The 17091-nt window shown below is 55.1% G+C and carries 10 protein-coding genes; 4 read left to right on the plus strand and 6 right to left on the minus strand.

All coding sequences use genetic code 11. The annotated features are described in order from the left end of the window. Positions 1 to 359 precede the first annotated feature (359 nt). From ACGY09_RS20870 to ACGY09_RS20880, 3 genes are all read left to right on the plus strand, one after another. Positions 360 to 2747 (plus strand): DNA topoisomerase (ATP-hydrolyzing) subunit A, encoded by a 2388-nt coding sequence (locus ACGY09_RS20870; RefSeq protein WP_397569287.1) that lies wholly within the window; start codon positions 360 to 362, stop codon positions 2745 to 2747. 258 nt (positions 2748 to 3005) lie between these two features. Beyond that, on the plus strand, positions 3006 to 4916 hold the full coding sequence (locus tag ACGY09_RS20875) for a type IIA DNA topoisomerase subunit B (RefSeq protein WP_397569288.1): 1911 nt from the start codon (positions 3006 to 3008) through the stop codon (positions 4914 to 4916). A gap of 248 nt (positions 4917 to 5164) precedes the next feature. Then, positions 5165 to 5572 (plus strand): hypothetical protein, encoded by a 408-nt coding sequence (locus ACGY09_RS20880; RefSeq protein WP_373653065.1) that lies wholly within the window; start codon positions 5165 to 5167, stop codon positions 5570 to 5572. A gap of 238 nt (positions 5573 to 5810) precedes the next feature. Here the strand turns inward: ACGY09_RS20880 and ACGY09_RS20885 are convergent, their stop codons facing one another. The 3 genes from ACGY09_RS20885 to ACGY09_RS20895 all read right to left on the minus strand — a co-directional run bounded on the left by ACGY09_RS20885 (position 5811) and on the right by ACGY09_RS20895 (position 10775). Continuing rightward, positions 5811 to 6317: a hypothetical protein gene (locus ACGY09_RS20885; protein WP_397569289.1), complete on the minus strand. Its 507-nt coding sequence runs from the start codon at positions 6315 to 6317 to the stop codon at positions 5811 to 5813. A gap of 121 nt (positions 6318 to 6438) precedes the next feature. Beyond that, entirely contained in the window at positions 6439 to 7464 is a 1026-nt protein-coding gene (locus tag ACGY09_RS20890; RefSeq protein ID WP_397569290.1) for a DUF1559 domain-containing protein, read from the minus strand. 359 nt (positions 7465 to 7823) lie between these two features. Beyond that, complete coding sequence (locus ACGY09_RS20895) at positions 7824 to 10775, minus strand: FG-GAP-like repeat-containing protein (RefSeq protein WP_397569291.1); 2952 nt, start codon at positions 10773 to 10775, stop codon at positions 7824 to 7826. 622 nt (positions 10776 to 11397) lie between these two features. On the opposite strand from ACGY09_RS20895, the gene ACGY09_RS20900 reads away from it, so the two are divergent. Further along, positions 11398 to 13467: a S9 family peptidase gene (locus ACGY09_RS20900; RefSeq protein WP_397569292.1), complete on the plus strand. Its 2070-nt coding sequence runs from the start codon at positions 11398 to 11400 to the stop codon at positions 13465 to 13467. A gap of 347 nt (positions 13468 to 13814) precedes the next feature. On the opposite strand, the gene ACGY09_RS20905 is transcribed toward ACGY09_RS20900, so the two are convergent. Genes ACGY09_RS20905 through ACGY09_RS20915 form a run of 3 tightly spaced genes read right to left on the minus strand, consistent with a single transcriptional unit; the run spans position 13815 to position 17058 of the window. Beyond that, complete coding sequence (locus ACGY09_RS20905) at positions 13815 to 14639, minus strand: DUF1295 domain-containing protein (protein ID WP_397569293.1); 825 nt, start codon at positions 14637 to 14639, stop codon at positions 13815 to 13817. Continuing rightward, positions 14636 to 15715 (minus strand): SAM-dependent methyltransferase, encoded by a 1080-nt coding sequence (locus ACGY09_RS20910; protein ID WP_397569294.1) that lies wholly within the window; start codon positions 15713 to 15715, stop codon positions 14636 to 14638. Before ACGY09_RS20910 ends, ACGY09_RS20905 begins: the two co-directional genes overlap by 4 nt. Then, on the minus strand, positions 15712 to 17058 hold the full coding sequence (locus ACGY09_RS20915; RefSeq protein ID WP_397569295.1) for a class I SAM-dependent methyltransferase: 1347 nt from the start codon (positions 17056 to 17058) through the stop codon (positions 15712 to 15714). Before ACGY09_RS20915 ends, ACGY09_RS20910 begins: the two co-directional genes overlap by 4 nt. Between the last annotated feature and the right edge of the window lie 33 nt (positions 17059 to 17091).

The raw sequence follows: 17091 nt of genomic DNA on the forward strand, positions 1-17091 counted from the left end.
ATCCGACCTGTTCGGACGATAGAACCCCTCTCAATTTCGGTTGGGATCGATCGCGAAAATGAGTCATTCCGGACGCATCGAAGCGACAGCGACGATTTTTGCAAAGGTTTACGATTTAACGGCTTACAATCGGTTGCAGATTCGCTTCAACCGGTGTAACTGTTAGTTACAGCAGACTCGTCAAAGCCGGAAAAGTCAGCCCGACCCATCCGATCGTTCGCAAAAAATCCGCAATGCTTTAGCATCACTCCCACTGCCGTATCCGGATACCCCTTCGGAGCCCCGGCAATTTGTCCTCACCCCACAGAGAATCGACCTGCCGCAATCGAGCGAAGCAGTGCAGTTAAACGGAGTTGAAATTGGCGAAACGTACGTCAGACAACGGAAATGGAGAGCAGCGATCCGAGAACGGTGATCGTATCGAGTATGTGTTGCTCAGCCAGGAAACGCGGAAGCGGTACCTGAACTACGCGATGTCGGTCATCATGTCGCGGGCGCTGCCGGACGTCCGCGACGGGCTCAAACCTGTGCAGCGGCGAATTCTGTACGCAATGTACGAAGACCTGCGACTGACCGCAGACAGCAAGACGCTCAAGTGTGCCAAGATCTGCGGGGCCACCATGGGGGATTACCACCCTCACGGTGAAGGGGCCATCTACGATGCTCTGGTCCGTATGGCGCAGAATTTCATGCTGCGATATCCGCTCGTCCACGGACAGGGGAACTTCGGCTCGATCATGGGACTTCCCGCCGCTGCGTCCCGTTACACCGAAGCCAAACTCACGAAGCTCGCCGAACACCTGAATCAAGAGCTGAAGTTCCAGACCGTCGAAATGCGGCCCAACTACGACGCACGGGAAGAAGAACCGGTCGTCCTGCCCGCACGATACCCCAACCTGCTGGCCAACGGCGCATCCGGCATCGCGGTCGGTATGGCGACCAACATCCCCCCCCATAACCTGGGAGAACTGATCGCGGCGTGTATTCACCTGATCGACAACCCGGATGCCGAGACGAAGGATCTGCTGAAGCTGATCAAAGGCCCCGATTTTCCGCTCGGCGGGCGAATCGTCACCGACCGTAAAGACCTGCGGGTCATTTACGAAGAAGGCCGCGGTGCGATCAAGGTGCGTGGCGAATGGATGATGGAAAAAACCAAGAAAGGTGAGACCAGCAATCGCGTCATCATCTACTCCATCCCCTATGGCGTGGAATCGGGACCGCTCGCCGCCGAAATCGGTGCGATTGTCACGTCCCGCAAGTTGCCCCAACTGCTCGACTCCAATGACGAAACCGACAACAAGCACGACCTGCGGATCGTCCTCGATCTGAAGCCCGGTTCCGACCCCGCACAGGTGATGACGTATCTCTACAAGCATTCGTCACTTGAGCAGAACTTCGGCTACAACGCGACCTGCCTGGTGCCGGACGAGACCGGTTCGATGGTGCCGGCTCGCCTGAGTCTGGTGCAGATCCTGCAGGAATTCCTCAAGTTCCGCCTGGCGACCCTGCGGAAGCGGCTGGAATTTGATTTGAGGCAGCTCGAGCAGCGTATCCACCTGCTGGAAGGATTTGCCATCATCTTCAATGACCTCGATAAGGCATTGAAGATCATCCGCAACAGCTCGGGGAAGCGCGATGCCTGCGACAAGTTGCTGAAAGCGTTTCCACTGCTCGATGAAGAGCAAACGATGTCGATTCTGGAAATGCAGCTTTACAAAATCTCGCAACTCGAAATTGACTCGATCGTCGGTGAACTGAACGAAAAACGAGCCGCCGCCGAGAAGATTCGCAAGCTGCTTTCCTCGGAAAAAAAACTCTGGGGCGTCGTTCGCGCGGAACTGGAAGATCTGTCGAACGAGTTTGCCGATAAACGGCGAACGTCGATCGGCAGCAGCGAGGAGATCGTTGAATTTGATGCTTCGGCCTACATCGTCCGCGAAAACACCAATGTCGTGCTGACTCGCGAAGGCTGGGTCAAACGTGTCGGACGCCTGCAAAGCGTGGAAACGACACGGGTGAGAGAAGGGGATTCCGTGCTGGACGTGATTCCGGGCAGTACCGTGGATAACGTCATTTACTTTGCGAGCGACGGCACCGCGTACACGCTGCCGATCGAGGCCGTTCCCGTATCGTCCGGTTACGGAGAACCAATCTCCAAGCACGTCAAAATTGGCGACGGCGTGAGTATCGTAGCGGCTCTGACCACCGATGCACGCTTCACACCGTCAGACCAGGATATGGGCGAAGGACTCCCTCCGGCACCATACTTCCTGGCACTCACCGCACAGGGGCAGATCATGCGACTGCCGCTGGCACCGTTTCGAGTCCCTTCGACGAAATCCGGTCGCAAATACTGCCGTCCCGTTGAGGGTGACCGGGTTGTCTGGGTCGAACTCGTCCGTGACGCGACATCGCTGTTCGTCGCAACGAAGCAGGCTCGAATCATCCATTTTTCCATGGACGATGTTCCGATCCTGTCCGGTGCAGGGAAGGGGGTTCGCGGGATCAAGCTGTCTGACGACAAAGACGAGGTGCTCGGCGCAGCACAGATGTCACGTCCCAGCGACTGCCTGCGAGTGCAGACCTCGGGCGATAAGGTCCTGGTTTTTGGACAGATGAAATACGAACCCACCGCGCGGGGAGGCAAGGGGATCCGCGCAGCCTTGCGAAGTTCCTTCACGCATGTCATTCGTCCTGAAATCGCTCTGGTCGATTGGGCGGCGATCGAGGCAGAGAAGGGATAGAACGCATGACGCGGGCGACAAGGCGGGCCAGCAGACTGTTCGACATGAGGCGACACTCCTCATGCCTTGAATCAGCTCACGCCGGTCTCCAACTCGTCACCCGTGCATTCCCGCGCGACGGGTCTGTGCGCAACAAGGCCATTCAAACTGATCCGGCACGAACACCGCTCGTGCCGTCACGACACCTGACGCCCTTTCTCGAGCGAGTTGGGCAAAGGTCCCGAAACCTGTTCAAGTCAAACCAACACGGAAGTGTTTATGTCCAGCGCTGACTATACATCAAAAGATATCGAAGTCCTGGAGGGACTGGATCACGTCCGCATGCGCCCATCGATGTACATCGGCGGAACCGACACGCGCGGACTGCATCACCTCATGTGGGAAATCGTCGATAACTGCGTCGACGAACACCTGGCCGGCCACTGCACCGAGATCTCGGTGACACTGCACAAGGACGGTGCCTCGTGTACGGTCGAAGATAATGGCCGGGGGATCCCCGTCGATGTTCATCCCAAAACAAAAAAGTCGACACTGGAAACGGTGCTGACGACGCTGAACGCCGGGGGCAAGTTCAATAGCCAGGCGTACGCCCGCAGCGGCGGTCTACACGGGGTTGGTTCCTCCGTGACGAACGCCTTGTCGAGCGAAATGGCTGCGACCGTTTACCGCGACGGTTTCGAGTACACACAGCGTTACAAGCGAGGTCGCCCGACGACGCCGGTCAAACAGGTCAGACCCTTCCGGGGCCACGGGACTACGATCTATTTTCGTCCGGACGAAGAGATCTTCACCAAGACGACTTTTAACTCGGAAACGATCCGGCAGCATCTGGAGGATATTGCCTACATCCACGCGGGACTGAAACTGACGTTCACGGATGAGGCCAAGAAAGAGAAACACGAGTTCCTGCATCCTGACGGCATCGTGTCGTATCTGGAAAAGATTCTGAAAGAAGGCCAGAAGAAATCGATTCATGAACAGGCTTTCTCGGCCTCGCGCGAAGATGGTTCGGTCAAGATTGAAGCGGTCCTTCGCTGGACCGAGGCGACCGACGAACAGGTCCGCAGTTACGTCAATGGAATTCGGACCCACGCTGGTGGGACGCACGAGTCGGGCTTCCGCTCGGCCGTCGCCAAAGCCGTCCGAAACTACATGGAAGTTCATGACATCAAGATCAAGGGGGTGACCATCGAGAATTCCGACATCCGTGAAGGGGTGCTGGGAATTCTGTCGGTGTTTCTTTCGAATCCGATGTTCCAGGGTCAAACAAAAGAGAAACTCAACAACCCCGAGATGAGCGCTGCGGTTGAAGGGGTGGTCCGTCCCGCCCTGGAAACGTGGCTCAACACCAATCCGACCATCGCCGACGCCGTTGTCGGCCGGATTGTTCTGGCAGCAAGGGCCCGTCAGGCCAGTCGCGAAGCCGCCACGGAAGTGCGTCGCAAGTCCCCGACCTCGAGACGAACCAGTCTTCCCGGAAAGCTACTCGACTGCCGAGCAACCAACCCGTCCGAAGCAGAACTCTTCATCGTGGAAGGTCAGTCTGCAGGTGGAACGGCGGGTATGGGACGGGACAGCCGCACACAGGCAATCCTGCCATTACGCGGCAAGATCCTGAACACGGAATCTCTCGCCACCAGCAAAATTCTGGAAAGCCAGGAAATCAAGGACCTGGTCGAGACGCTGGGAACCGGCGTTGGCCCCCACTTCGACATACGACAACTGAGATATGACAAAATCATCCTGATGATGGATGCCGACAGCGACGGATACCACATCAGTACGCTGCTGCTGACGTTCTTCTTCAGGCACATGCGCGACCTGATCACGAATCGCAAGCTCTACTTGGCACAGCCACCGCTCTACAAGATTCAGGTCGGCACCCAGATCATGTACGCTCAGGACGACGCCCACAAAGAAGAAATTCTGGCCGGACTGCCTGCCAACCGAAAACCGGAAATCGGCCGGTTCAAAGGACTGGGTGAAATGACTGCCAACCAGTTGAAAGAAACGACCCTCGACCCCAAGACACGGACGTTGCTCGCCGTCGACATCGATAGCCTGGTCGACGCCGACAAGACGTTCTCACAACTGCTTGGAAAGGACGCCAGCGAACGGTATCGCATCATTATGAGCGATGCCAATCTGGTCGACGACCTGGACGTGTAACGTTGAACGAGACGGGGCAGGGGAGCGATCATGGTCGCAGTGGGTTTCATCGGGCCTTTTGAAACCGTCCTGTATGCTGCCATTTTGGACAGAACGGTAACGCACCCGTGGCAATTGCCAAGACGGGTGAGTCCTGAGCAGAAACGAAATTTTTCCCGCGTTCAATTTCGTGGCGTTGATCAAATACCGATATGGATAATCTCATCGCAACGATGAGCGATTGTTTTAACCCAGTAAAGGAATGTTGAATGAAACTCCCAGGGATTCTCTTTTCAGCGGCGCTGTGCCTGACATGCATCGGGACTGTCGACGCGTTCCCGTCGATTCCCGGATACATCAAGGAGGGTTACAAGGACGACGGCGAATACAAACCGTTCCTGGAAACGCTCGATTCGCTGAAGTCGAAGTGCGATGTCTGCCACAAGCCAGGCGCTGACAAGAAGGCCAAAGGACACGGTCTGAACGACTTCGGCAAAGTCTTCCATGACCGGTTCAAACACCGCGATTACACCGCAGCGGACAAGGCCAAGAATACCGAAGAAGCAATGAAGGTCTTCAAGGCCGCGTGGGAAAAATCGGTCATCGAAAAGAACGCCGACGGAAAGGTGTTTCTCGACCTCATCAAGGAAGGAAAAATTCCAGCCAAGAACGACTGAGGCAATGGAAGAAACTCGTGCACCGTGAAAGTGGCCTTCCCACTCCCATTGCACCTCCCGCCAGGCAGCACTGGCCCGTCGATGGACTGGCCAGTACTGCCGTCGGTGGAACCTGACGAAACGGACGGCAAACGAGCACTGCGGGAACTCTCTTTTTCTCAGCCCGCAAATTGGCTCAGCCACGGCTACTCTCAATCATCCACGATGTCGCGCGATGACGTCAGCAACTCTCAGAGCTTCACTCAGCGTTTGAGCTCGAGCCAGCGCGGAATGCATCCGATTGGAAGACCGCGTTCATCTTGGCAGAGATATCGTTGGGGCTAGACTGGGACTTCTTTTTGTCATCTTCCATGTCGAGAGCGATTTCGTTGGCCCCCAAGTCACGAACGGTAATCCGCAAGGGAGTTCTGCCTTCGCTCTGATACACCGCAGGAATTGGCTTAGGGGGCGCCGCACTGATCGCAGATCGGACCATCACCTTGAATTCGCCAAGCGGCAGACCATCCCCAATCTTATAGGTGGTGAACTCGACATTCCCCTCTTTGTCCACCATCCCCACGGCAGTCCGGGCGTCTTTCTCCTTGGACAGCGGAGCCAGTAAGAGTTGGCAAGGACCGAATGGCTCACCGTCCAGTCGTACAACGGCGGATGCTTTATGAACTTTCGGATTTCCTGAACCGCAACCCGTCACCGCCAGCGCGGTCACACATACGATCCAGCTTAAAAAGATTCTGCTAGAGAACATATTTCACTCCTTCGCAGGAAGAGGTAACAACTAATGAACTTGCTGCGGGCATCGCGATGACACCCGCAGCAATTCAGTACTTCAAAACATCACATTCGCTGCAAATTGCCATTCACCAAGATCAGAACTCGCCGACGATTTCGTTGCCCGAAATCGTGCTGGTCGCGTAGTAAACATTCCACGAAATGTTTTGACTGATGAAGCGAACGGAGCCGTCTGCCATCAGCGCATGAATTCCACCGGTGTGGTAACTGGAAGTCCCTGGCCATTCCGCGTTGGGACCGTACTGAGCGATGAAGGAAGGCGCGTACAGATAAGGAGCAGGCTTCCACCAGCCACCACTGTTTGCTGATCCATCCGGGAACGGGAAGGCAATTGCGGTGTTAAAGTCTTTTCCACCTTCGTTCATTTCGGTTGTAAACTGTCCACCGATGAATGCGGCACGGAAAACACCGTTGTTCGCAATTCGGCGGCGTCCAGTCCCCGAGGTCGAAGGAGGGCCAGCTTCAAATCCACCGCGATCTGTTTCTGCAACAGCGATGGTGTTCGATGTCCCATCGACGATGTCACTGATTTTCACGCTCTGCAGTGGGTTGAATACCCCACCGTAGAAGTTATTAACCGTGTCCGTTGCTGGGGGACGGCTCCACCAGTCGAACCCGTTACAGGCAGAGTAGTCCGTGGTTGCAAATCCATGTGTCCCACCGACGGGGGAGATACTGGCCGCATCCGAAGGACAAACAAAAGCAGGTAGCTGAATCGCCAGGTGAGGCTGATTCACGCCGCCCGAGATGGCGGGCAACATGAAGTTGACCTGATTGTACAGGGGAGCCTGATCGATGTACGGCAGGATCCCTGTCATCCATGTGTGATGATAGGGGAGCATGGTGGTCGTACCAGGCACACGGTAGCCCCAGATCACGCTTTGCGGAAACCGCAGAGCTGTGTCGTGGTAGTTGTGAAGTGCCAGACCAATCTGCTTCAGATTGTTTCGGCATTGGGTGCGACGGGCTGCTTCACGAGCCTGCTGGACAGCAGGCAGGAGCAATGCGATCAGCACCGCGATGATCGCGATAACCACGAGGAGTTCAATCAGCGTGAACCCGCGCGCAAATCGCAGACGTTGAAGAACAGTCTTCCTTTTCATGAGCCACCTTTTTCAAACGGTAGAAACGAAGAGAGTTCGCAAATCTTTTGCGAAACAAAGATTACCGGGAACGGAACAGCAGAAAGCCCGGGCGATGCACGCACCTGTTGGGCCTGCTCACGGATTTACCACCGAAACATCGGTTCATAAGTCAGTTTTTGTGAAAGGAGATCTCGGGAAGTATCACTGCTATAAACACAAACTTCAAGGTGCAACCCTTCAAAATCACGGCTTTTTATGGTTCCTCAGATTAACTGTTATTAATACATTAAGTAGCAAAGTGACCTGACAAAAATGCTACACGCAACAAGATGCGGCGCATCAACAGAACAGTGCGAATCGAGAACATGAACACGAGCTCAGTCTGCGCGTTCAATTACGACAGAATCCGTGTTCGCAGCCACCGCATTCAAAGCAGATACTGCGCCAGACGGCCAAAAAATTCTTAGTTCGTCGATCTGCTGGGCTGAACCGAGGCCGAGCAGAAAAGACCTCTCATTGCAGCTCATGAAGCCATCACCCGAACTGGCCTCAAAGATTCGGGTCTGCCCGCCCACCTCCATCTCAATTCGACAGCCTCGACCGTCCCGATTCGAGCGGGTACCGACAAGTTGCAATTGAATGTGGTTTCCCGCCTTCTCGAACAGATTACGCAGCAAAGCAGCAGGGCGGTCGAGATACGTCACGGCAAGATCGGGCCTGCCGTCGCGATCGAAATCCAGGCGTGCCACCGCGCGTGCGAGTGCCGGCGCCTGGAAAAAGTCCCCCGCCGTCTTGGAGCAGTCAACGAAATGCCCTCGTTGATCGCCCGAGAAAGCCTGTGGCGGCATCTTCCAGGGCTCATTTCGCTCACCGAAATCGCCAATGTGACCATTGGCAATAAATAACCCCAGGGCCCCCGACAGCGAATAGTCAATGCTTTGAATTCCGAAACCCAGCAACTGTTTGGTGGCGGACAATAGCCCTGCTGTTGCAGACTGGTCCTCGAAATACCCTTCACCTTGATTGAGGTAGAGCGTCGCCCCTTCGTTGAAAAAGTTGGTGACGATCAGGTCGAGCCATCCGTTGCCGTCGAAATCCTCACAGACAATTCCCATCCCGGCCTGAGCCATTCCCCGGTTATTGACCGCACAGCCTGATCGCATTCCGATCTCGGTAAACCGGCATCGCCCCTGTGCATCATTCCCTTCGTTCATAAAGAGAAAATTGGGAGTTCCGTCGTTGGCCACGTAGATATCAGGACGTCGATCCCCAGTGAAATCCGCCACGACAACGCCCAATCCCTTTCCTAACGGGACCCGAATTCCGCTCTCCTGCGAGATATCCTCAAACGTGCCATCCCCTCGGTTCAAATACAGGGTGTCGTCCGCCGCGATGTAGTTTGCCGGGCTGCAAATCGTGTACGTGCCGTCCGGCTTCCTGCAGACCTTGAACGGGTCGCGAACATAGGCCGTCACGTAAAGGTCAAGATTGCCATCCAGATTCAAATCACAGAAGGCAGCACTCGTTTGCCATTCTGTCCCCACGACCTGCGCAGCATCAGAAATCTCGGTGAAGCTTCCATCCCCGTTGTTCCTGTAGAAAACATTCCGGCCAAAACCCGCAACGAACAGGTCGGCATCGCCGTCATTGTCAAAGTCACCTGCGGAACATCCTTGACCATACACCTGACGATCGATCCCCGCAGACTCCGTCGCATCACGAAACTGCCCGTTACCCAGGTTACGAAACAACTTTCCCGCAGGGGCGGGCCACGTTTTTCCCGCGATAACACCGCTCCCTCGAAATTGACTTTCAAGCTCACCACCCTGAGCGAAATAGAGGTCCGTCCAACCATCGTTGTCGTAATCAAACGCAGCCACCCCGCCGCCCAGTGTCTCCACGATCCATTTTTGTCCGATCCCCCCCACCTCAAACGTGAAGTCGATACCCGCAGACTGATGCACATCCTCAAACTTCGGCAGGGACGCCAGCGCCGACGGACCGGGCTCCAACATGACAGACGTGGCCGGCTTGTTGATCGACCGATCGGTGCCCGGTTTGGACAGCGTGACCGCGGCCACTAACTCGAGTTCGGGAGGCAACACATTCTCAGAGCGACCTGCGGAAAGGGCCGCGCGCAACTCGTCAACTCGAGGCGATTCGACTCCTTCCGTCATCAGCAACCGCAGCCATGACGCCGCTTCACGCCGTCGCCCCAGTTCCGTCATCAACTGACACGCATCAATAATCAGCGGCGACAATCCCCGCACTGGCAAATGAGTCGTTCGGCGAATGCGATGAATCAGGTTACTGAGCTGTTCCCCCTTCGCTGCCAGCCTCAATGCGGCTGCGGCCGGTTCCGCATGTCCCAGACGATCCAGAGCCTGCCCCAATTGATAGATGGCCGGAGTGTCAGCGGGATCATGAGTGACAACCAGACGAAGAAACCAGGCGGCTTCCGCCCAGTGGGACGTCGCCGCCGCATACATTCCCCGGGCGCGGGCGATCGGTGAAGGAGGATCTTCATTCTGTGCCCAGGGCTTCAGCGTTTGCTCGGCATCAGCCAGCCTGCCAAGTCGCAGTTGCGCCTCGACAGCCAGACGAACATCCTCCGGCCGCAGGGGCCGAGATTGCAGTAAAGCAAGAACCTCGGGATACCGATCGTCGAGCAACAGGTAACGCGCCGCTGCCGTGTGACTCTCCGCGTCTTGCGGATCGGCGGTGGAGTACTGCTCCATCAGAGCGAGTCGCTCGCCAGCGGAGTAAAATTGCTCATTCGCGGACGAGTACGCTGAAAGCTCTTCAACCGAAAGAGGACGGCACGTCTGCAGCCCCTCAAATGCCTTGCGGACGTCACTACTGCGGATCTGGGACAAATAGAGCTGCGCCAGTCGCTCCCAGGCGGCTCCCAGCTTGGGATTCAGAGTGACAGCGTCGATCCAGTATCGCTCTGCATCGGCCGCGCGATGTTTCATGGCCGCAACAATTCCCTGCAGCAATTGTCGCCCGGGACTCGGTTCCGTCTCGGGCAACTGACCAAGGAATGTCGCCGCCATGTCAGCGTCGTCGAGATTGATACTGACGAGCGCAAGCCGGAGCATCAACTTTTCGCGAGTCGGCTTTCGTCGCGCGAGATCACGGAGCAGGGGGGACAGTTCATCGGCCCGTTGCTGCTCTGCCAGTTTCTCAACGGAACTGACAGCCCGAGACCAATCTTCGTCGGTGAATTCTTCTTCAGGCTGAAAGTAGCGGTAGAGTCCGACGACGACTATTACGCCCAGAACCGCACCCAGTATCCATCCAATCCGTCTCGATCTCTGCGTTGCCACCGGCTCGACTCCAAGGGACCCTCCAGAAAGAGAGAAGAACTGTATTCCCCGATCAAAAGAAATCACAGCAACCCTGAATTGTTCGACCGCTTTGCAGTGTCCGTCAACCGACACTCTTCAAGCCCCACCCTTGCAGAACCCTGCATGACCGCACATTGCCTTCCCTGGACTATGGCATCCTCACCGTCAAAAAGCGGGCAGCTTCGGGTCGCCCTGAACTTCGCTGCACAGATTGCCAGCCGGTAGCCCTCATGAAGAGATGGCGGTCACACGCCGCAGCCTCACCTCTTTAATCAGAGACGAGATCGTTTAATCAGAGACGAGATCGTGACTCGCTCTGACCTGATTTATCCAGACGAGTCACGAGGAAGCGACCACCATATTAAAGCAGGACTCGGACAATGTTCGCTTTACATGAATTATCACCCTGCGTTTGTACACTCGTACACACACCCCTATAATCTGCACCTCACCTCGAACGACGATTACGTTAGTTAACGCTCTACAGCGGCAACTGGTCAGGGAGTTACTTTCCCCCTCCTCCGATGAGTCTTGCAAGAAGTGTTTCCGGCGGAAGCGACAGCACGATTGCACCGTTATGCCAACTCACAAGGAACTCAAGATGCAACGTAGTCAACGACTGATCCTTATCCTGCTGGTGATACCGTTCGCTTTGATCTTCACGACAGCGACTCCTTCGGCCGGCGAAGAAACAAAGCGAACTCACTCGGTCACGATCGCTGATTACTTCACGCAAGGTCACATTACGGAGTGCGAAATCTCACCGAATGGCCAACACGTCGCCTACGTCGAACGACGGTGGGGCGAGTCCGACGTCCCCGGCAATGTCGACATCTGGCTGGTCGACAGTGCCACGAAAAGAACGGAAAGACTGACATTCGATCCGGGCCCGCAAATGATGGTCAAGTGGGCTCCTGACGGGAAATCGCTGTTCTTTCGGGGAACGTTTAAACGACCGAATGAGACAAGTCCTCCCTACAACGACAAAGCTCAAGTGTGGAGACTTCATATCGAGTCCACTCGGATCACTCCCGTCACATTCTGCTCGGATGGGATCAGTGCCTTTGAGGTCGGCTCTGGAGGGGATTCTGTCTACTACGTCGAATCGGTCCCCCAGCCGCACGCCGAATGGGCAAAACTGAAGAAGGATTTCAAGAACCTCGTCTATGGTGAAGGTGCCTCCGAATGCAGTCGCCTGTGCAAAGTGAATTTAACAAATTGGCGAGTCGAGACGCTCTACGACCAGAATCGATACATTCACTCCATGAGTGTCAGTCCGGATGAAACCAGAATCGCTCTCATCACGACGCCCGACAGCTTCGACGTCACGCATGAAGGAAGCAGCCAGGTTGACATACTGACCGTCAAGTCCGGTCACGTGATTCAGATCCCCGATTCTGTCTGGCGGGCTAACGGACCTTCACCCTATGGCTGGCTTGAATCACCCTGCTGGTCGTCCTCAGGAGAACAACTGGCGTTCGCCGTCTACTACGACGGCTATCCGAGTGAACTGATCATGGCAGATGTGAAGACTGATGACGTGAACGTGAGAAAGACACCCCGTCTCGCTGGCGAATTTATTCGCGGTGGTATTCAAAGAGGAACCGGCGACGAATTCTGCTACCTCGTCGATGATCACGCCGTGGCGCGTCTGATGAGCGTCACGGGACTCGGCACCGACAAGCTGACAACAAAGACGTTGACTGCCGAAAACGTGAATATCGACGCCTATGGAATTTCGCCGGATGGAACGCATCTGGCACTGTTGCAGACAGAACTCGATTACAGCCGGGATGTCTTCCTGTGGGACCGCCAAAACGGAAAACCCGCCGAACGATTGACCACAGTCAATCCACAAATCGACACCTGGAAGCTCCCCACCATTTCACGAGTGAAGTGGAAAGGGGCGGAGGGTGATGAGGTCGAAGGAATTCTCGAACTTCCCCCCGACCACAAACCGGGGACCCTTCTGCCGATGGTTGTCTGCCTGCACGGAGGCCCCACGGCATGTGACTACTACGGCTTCCAGTTCTGGATTTACGGCCGTACACAGCTCTCAACGAGCGGCTACGCTGTATTCTGTCCCAACTACCGGGGCTCGACCGGCTACGGCGACGACTTTCTCACGAATCTGATCGGACGAGAAAACCAGATCGAAGTTGAGGACATTATGAGGGGTATTGATCACTTGATCGCCGAACAGATTGCCGACCCTGAACGACTGGGAGTCATGGGATGGAGCAACGGTGGCTATCTGACAAACTGCCTCATCACCCATAGCGACCGATTTCGTGCTGCCAGTTCAGGTGCCGGAATGTCCGACATGACGATTCAGTGGAGCGAAGGGGAAACCCCGGGCCACGTGGTGAATTACCAGCGAGGACTTCCCTGGACATCAGGCGATCAGTATGACCGGTCATCCCCGCTACGCCAGATTCAGAGCACGTCGTTCAAAACACCGCTCCTCCTGCACGCTCCCGGTGCAGACACACGCGTCCCCCCAATCAACAGCAGGGCTCTCTACAGAGTCGCCCGACGCTACCTGAACTCCCCCGCGGAACTGGTGACCTATCCCGGAGCGGGCCACACCCTGAATTCCTATCAACACCGCCTCGCCAAGATGACATGGGAGCAGGCGTGGTTCGACAAGTACCTCAAGAGCAGCGAGTAGTCTCTGCACTGCCGCGCTAACAAGATCATCGTTCCACATCGACGCTGTACCACGAATTTCACTTTTGCGAAGATGCTTGTGCAAGCCGATCCGTTCACGGAAATTTTCCATTCCGACCCGGGCAAGTTAGACAGGCAAACCCAGCAGCTTCAATAGCGCTGGGTCAAAGTTAGCTGGGTCAAACTTACCAGAGACATTCTGCGCTGATCGACCGATTCGTCTTCAGATGTCCTGATTCACTTCCTTTGAGAGACCATTTTTCAGACTCCGGTCCAACACCACTGGTCGCACGGAACCTCGATATTGCGTTCCGTTGCTCTGATTTCGCTGTACCTGATTTCGCTGTATCAATGATCCTGATCACGAACAGGAGGTTCGTGACGGCCCTTCTCGGAGGCTGGAAACCAGGGAAAGAATGCGTTTGTCTGGGCTTGATAAGCTGCGTAATCCGGGCGGCGATCACCGATCGTGCTTTCGAGCAAGGTCACACCGGATACCTTGAGCAATAAGACTGACATCAAAAGGGGGCTGCCGATTGTCCACCAGGCACCTCCCGCCGCTGCAATCAAGTAGATTCCCCACCAGACGCAAAAATCTCCGAAGTAATTTGGATGTCGTGTGAAACGCCACAACCCAGTCCGCATGACTCGGTTCGAGTTCGACGGAATGGACTTAAACCTGGCCAGTTGCCAGTCTCCCACGGTTTCGAAAATGAACCCGAGGGACCAGATCGCAATTCCCATCGCGTCCCAAACTCCTAATGGTGGTGCGATCGGGGTTGTGATCGCGACCTGTTGGGGCAATGAGATGAACCACATCAACACTCCTTGCAGGAGAAAAACGGTGACGAGGCTCACCCACCCGAAACGTTGTCCATGATAGTTGCGCATCGCTGCATATCGGTGATCTTCGTCCTTGCCCCAGTTGCGCCAGGCCAGAAACGACGAAAGACGCAAACCCCAAATGGTCGTCAATAGAACGAGAAGCCACGTTCGAGAACTCGCTGGACTATTCAATCCCCACGCTGTCCAGGCGATGATGACAAACCCCATTCCCCAGAAGAGGTCCACGAGACTGACATCGCGTCGAACCGTACCGATGATCCACAAGATCGTCATGCTCACCAGCACGATCACGAGACTCATCCACATCGTCGTTAACAGAGGATTCATGCACGGCCTCGCACTGTCGACTGAGGGTGCTGTACCTGTTCAAGGAGTGATTGAGTCACATACCACTCTTCACCGTCCGAATACCCAAACAATTCCGCCACGGCGAGAAAGAACATCCGCCATCGATGGTACCAGCGTTCTGCTGAATCGACTCCGTACACATCGGCGAAAACTTCAATCACCGCGCGTCGATTGCGATCCAGATTTTGTAGCCAGGCATTCGACGTTTTCTGGTAGTGTTTGCCGTTCCAGTTCCAGCGATTGACAACCTTCAGATCATTCCTAAACCCGTCAAGGAGCTTTTCATTGGGCATTATGCCGCCCGTGAAGAAATGGCGGCCCATCCAGTTGAGTTCTCCGCTCGTCTCGTAAGGGTAACATCTTTCCTTATGACAGAAGTGATGCACAAGCAGCTTTCCCTCGGGAACGAGCCAACTCGAGATTCGGCGCAAAACTTCCTCAAAATTGTGAAGATGCTCAAACATCTCAACGGAGACTATCCGATCAAACTGGCCAAGCTGGCAGGCTGCTGGCGAGAATTCATTCATGTCGGCGGTGATCACCTTCAGTCGATTCAGACCCCGCCGTCTTGCCTGGCCTTCGATATACTCCCGCTGTCGTTGCGAATTGGACACGGCTACGACGTTGCTCTGCGGGTAATGTTCGCACAACCAGAGCGTCAGAGATCCCCATCCGCAGCCGAGCTCGAGAATTTCCTGGCCGTCTTTTAAGTCAGCGCGGTCACACGTGATTTCGATCGCAGCCTTCTCAGCCTGCTCAAGTGTCGAGTCTTCATTCTCGAAGAAACAGCAACTGTACTTGCGATAAGGGCCAAGCACGATTTCGAAAAACTTTGCGGGCAATTCATAGTGCTGCTGATTGGCTTCGTGCGTCGAGAGTGCGATCGGCCCCGAACGAAGTGAATCAAGAAACTTCTCGTCCCTTGCTGCGACTGAATGGGAGTCAGAACCTGCATGAAGAGTTGTCCGGCACAATTGGCGGATAATCATTCGAGTGAAGGGATCGGGAATCCATCCGCGTTCCAACGCCTCGACACCCCAAGCGAGTATACTCATGATTGTTCCTGCTCGATCGGGACCGCGAACGAATTCGATTGACGCTTGAACCGCGCTGCCATGTGACTGGTTTCCGCGGCCCAGGTACTGAGGAGCAGGGGATCGCGACGACAATCTGGCTTGTCGAATTGAACCTGAATCACACCTGCCGCACGTTCTTCAAACACCGCTTCGCAGTAGCAAAAGTAATAGTGCCACATCCGCAGGAAGCGTTCAGGGAACCCTTGCCGCCGAATTTCGGGCAATTGCTCATGAAAGACGCGACGCCATTGCCTCAGGGTTTCCGCATAGTGAGGAGCAAAGTCTTCGGCGTGGACGAATCGCAAGTCCGTGACACGCCCCACCGACTCCAGCATCGCACCGAGGCTGGGCAGACATCCGCCCGGAAAGATATAGCGCTGAATGAAATCGGTGTTTCGCAGATATGTTTCGTAATCTCTCTCAGGAAGCACAATCGCCTGAATGGCCATTGTCCCCGAGGGTTTCAACAGTGAAGCACATTTTTTGAAATAGGCATCAAAGTACGCATATCCAACCGCTTCGATCATTTCGACAGAGACAAGTTTGTCAAACGTACCAGTGACATCTCGGTAATCCTGTTCAATAACGGTGACTTTGTCGGAGAGGTTGTGCTGGTCGATTCGATTCCGGGTAAGTCGAAACTGCTCATGTGAAATTGTGGTCGTCGTCACTCGACAACCGTAGTTATGAGCAGCGTGAATGGCTAATCCACCCCAGCCACTACCAATTTCCAGAAGATGATCTTGAGGCCGTAAATCGAGTTTGCGACAAAGTCGATCAATCTTCTCAATCGACGCGTCTTTCATGGACTCGTTCGGCGCAAGAAATATGCCACTTGAATAGGCCATCGACTCATCAAGACAAAGCTTGAAAAAGTCGTTACCCAGATCATAGTGCGCCGCGATATTCCTGCGACTGCCCGATTTGCTGTTGTAATGCCAGCGATGATAAAGCCGCTGAAAGACTCCAGTAAGGTGAGCCAGTCCTCCGGACAGGCGAGCGGTTGCATCCGCATTGCGGATCAGGATCCGAAACAGGCTCGTCAACTGATCGCAGTCCCAGTCGCCGCGCAAGTAGGATTCGGCAACAGACAAGGCCCCCCCACAGACGGCATCTCGATAAAAACGACACCGATGGATATGAAGCACCGCACTCAGGTGATTCTTGACCCCAAGCGTTTCCTTTGCGGAGCCATCCTCAACAGTGACCTCACCACGGTTCATTCCCCGCAGCCGATTGAAGAGGATTTTCTTCGCCGCTCGGTCAATCCAATTTGGTGTGTTGGTTGCTTCAATCGTTAGTTCATCTTCCGTCGAATTCATTGGCCCATTCTCAAGATTTCGGAAAGGAAAAAA

The organism is Schlesneria sphaerica (assembly GCF_044336245.1).
Lineage (GTDB): Bacteria > Planctomycetota > Planctomycetia > Planctomycetales > Planctomycetaceae > Schlesneria > Schlesneria sphaerica.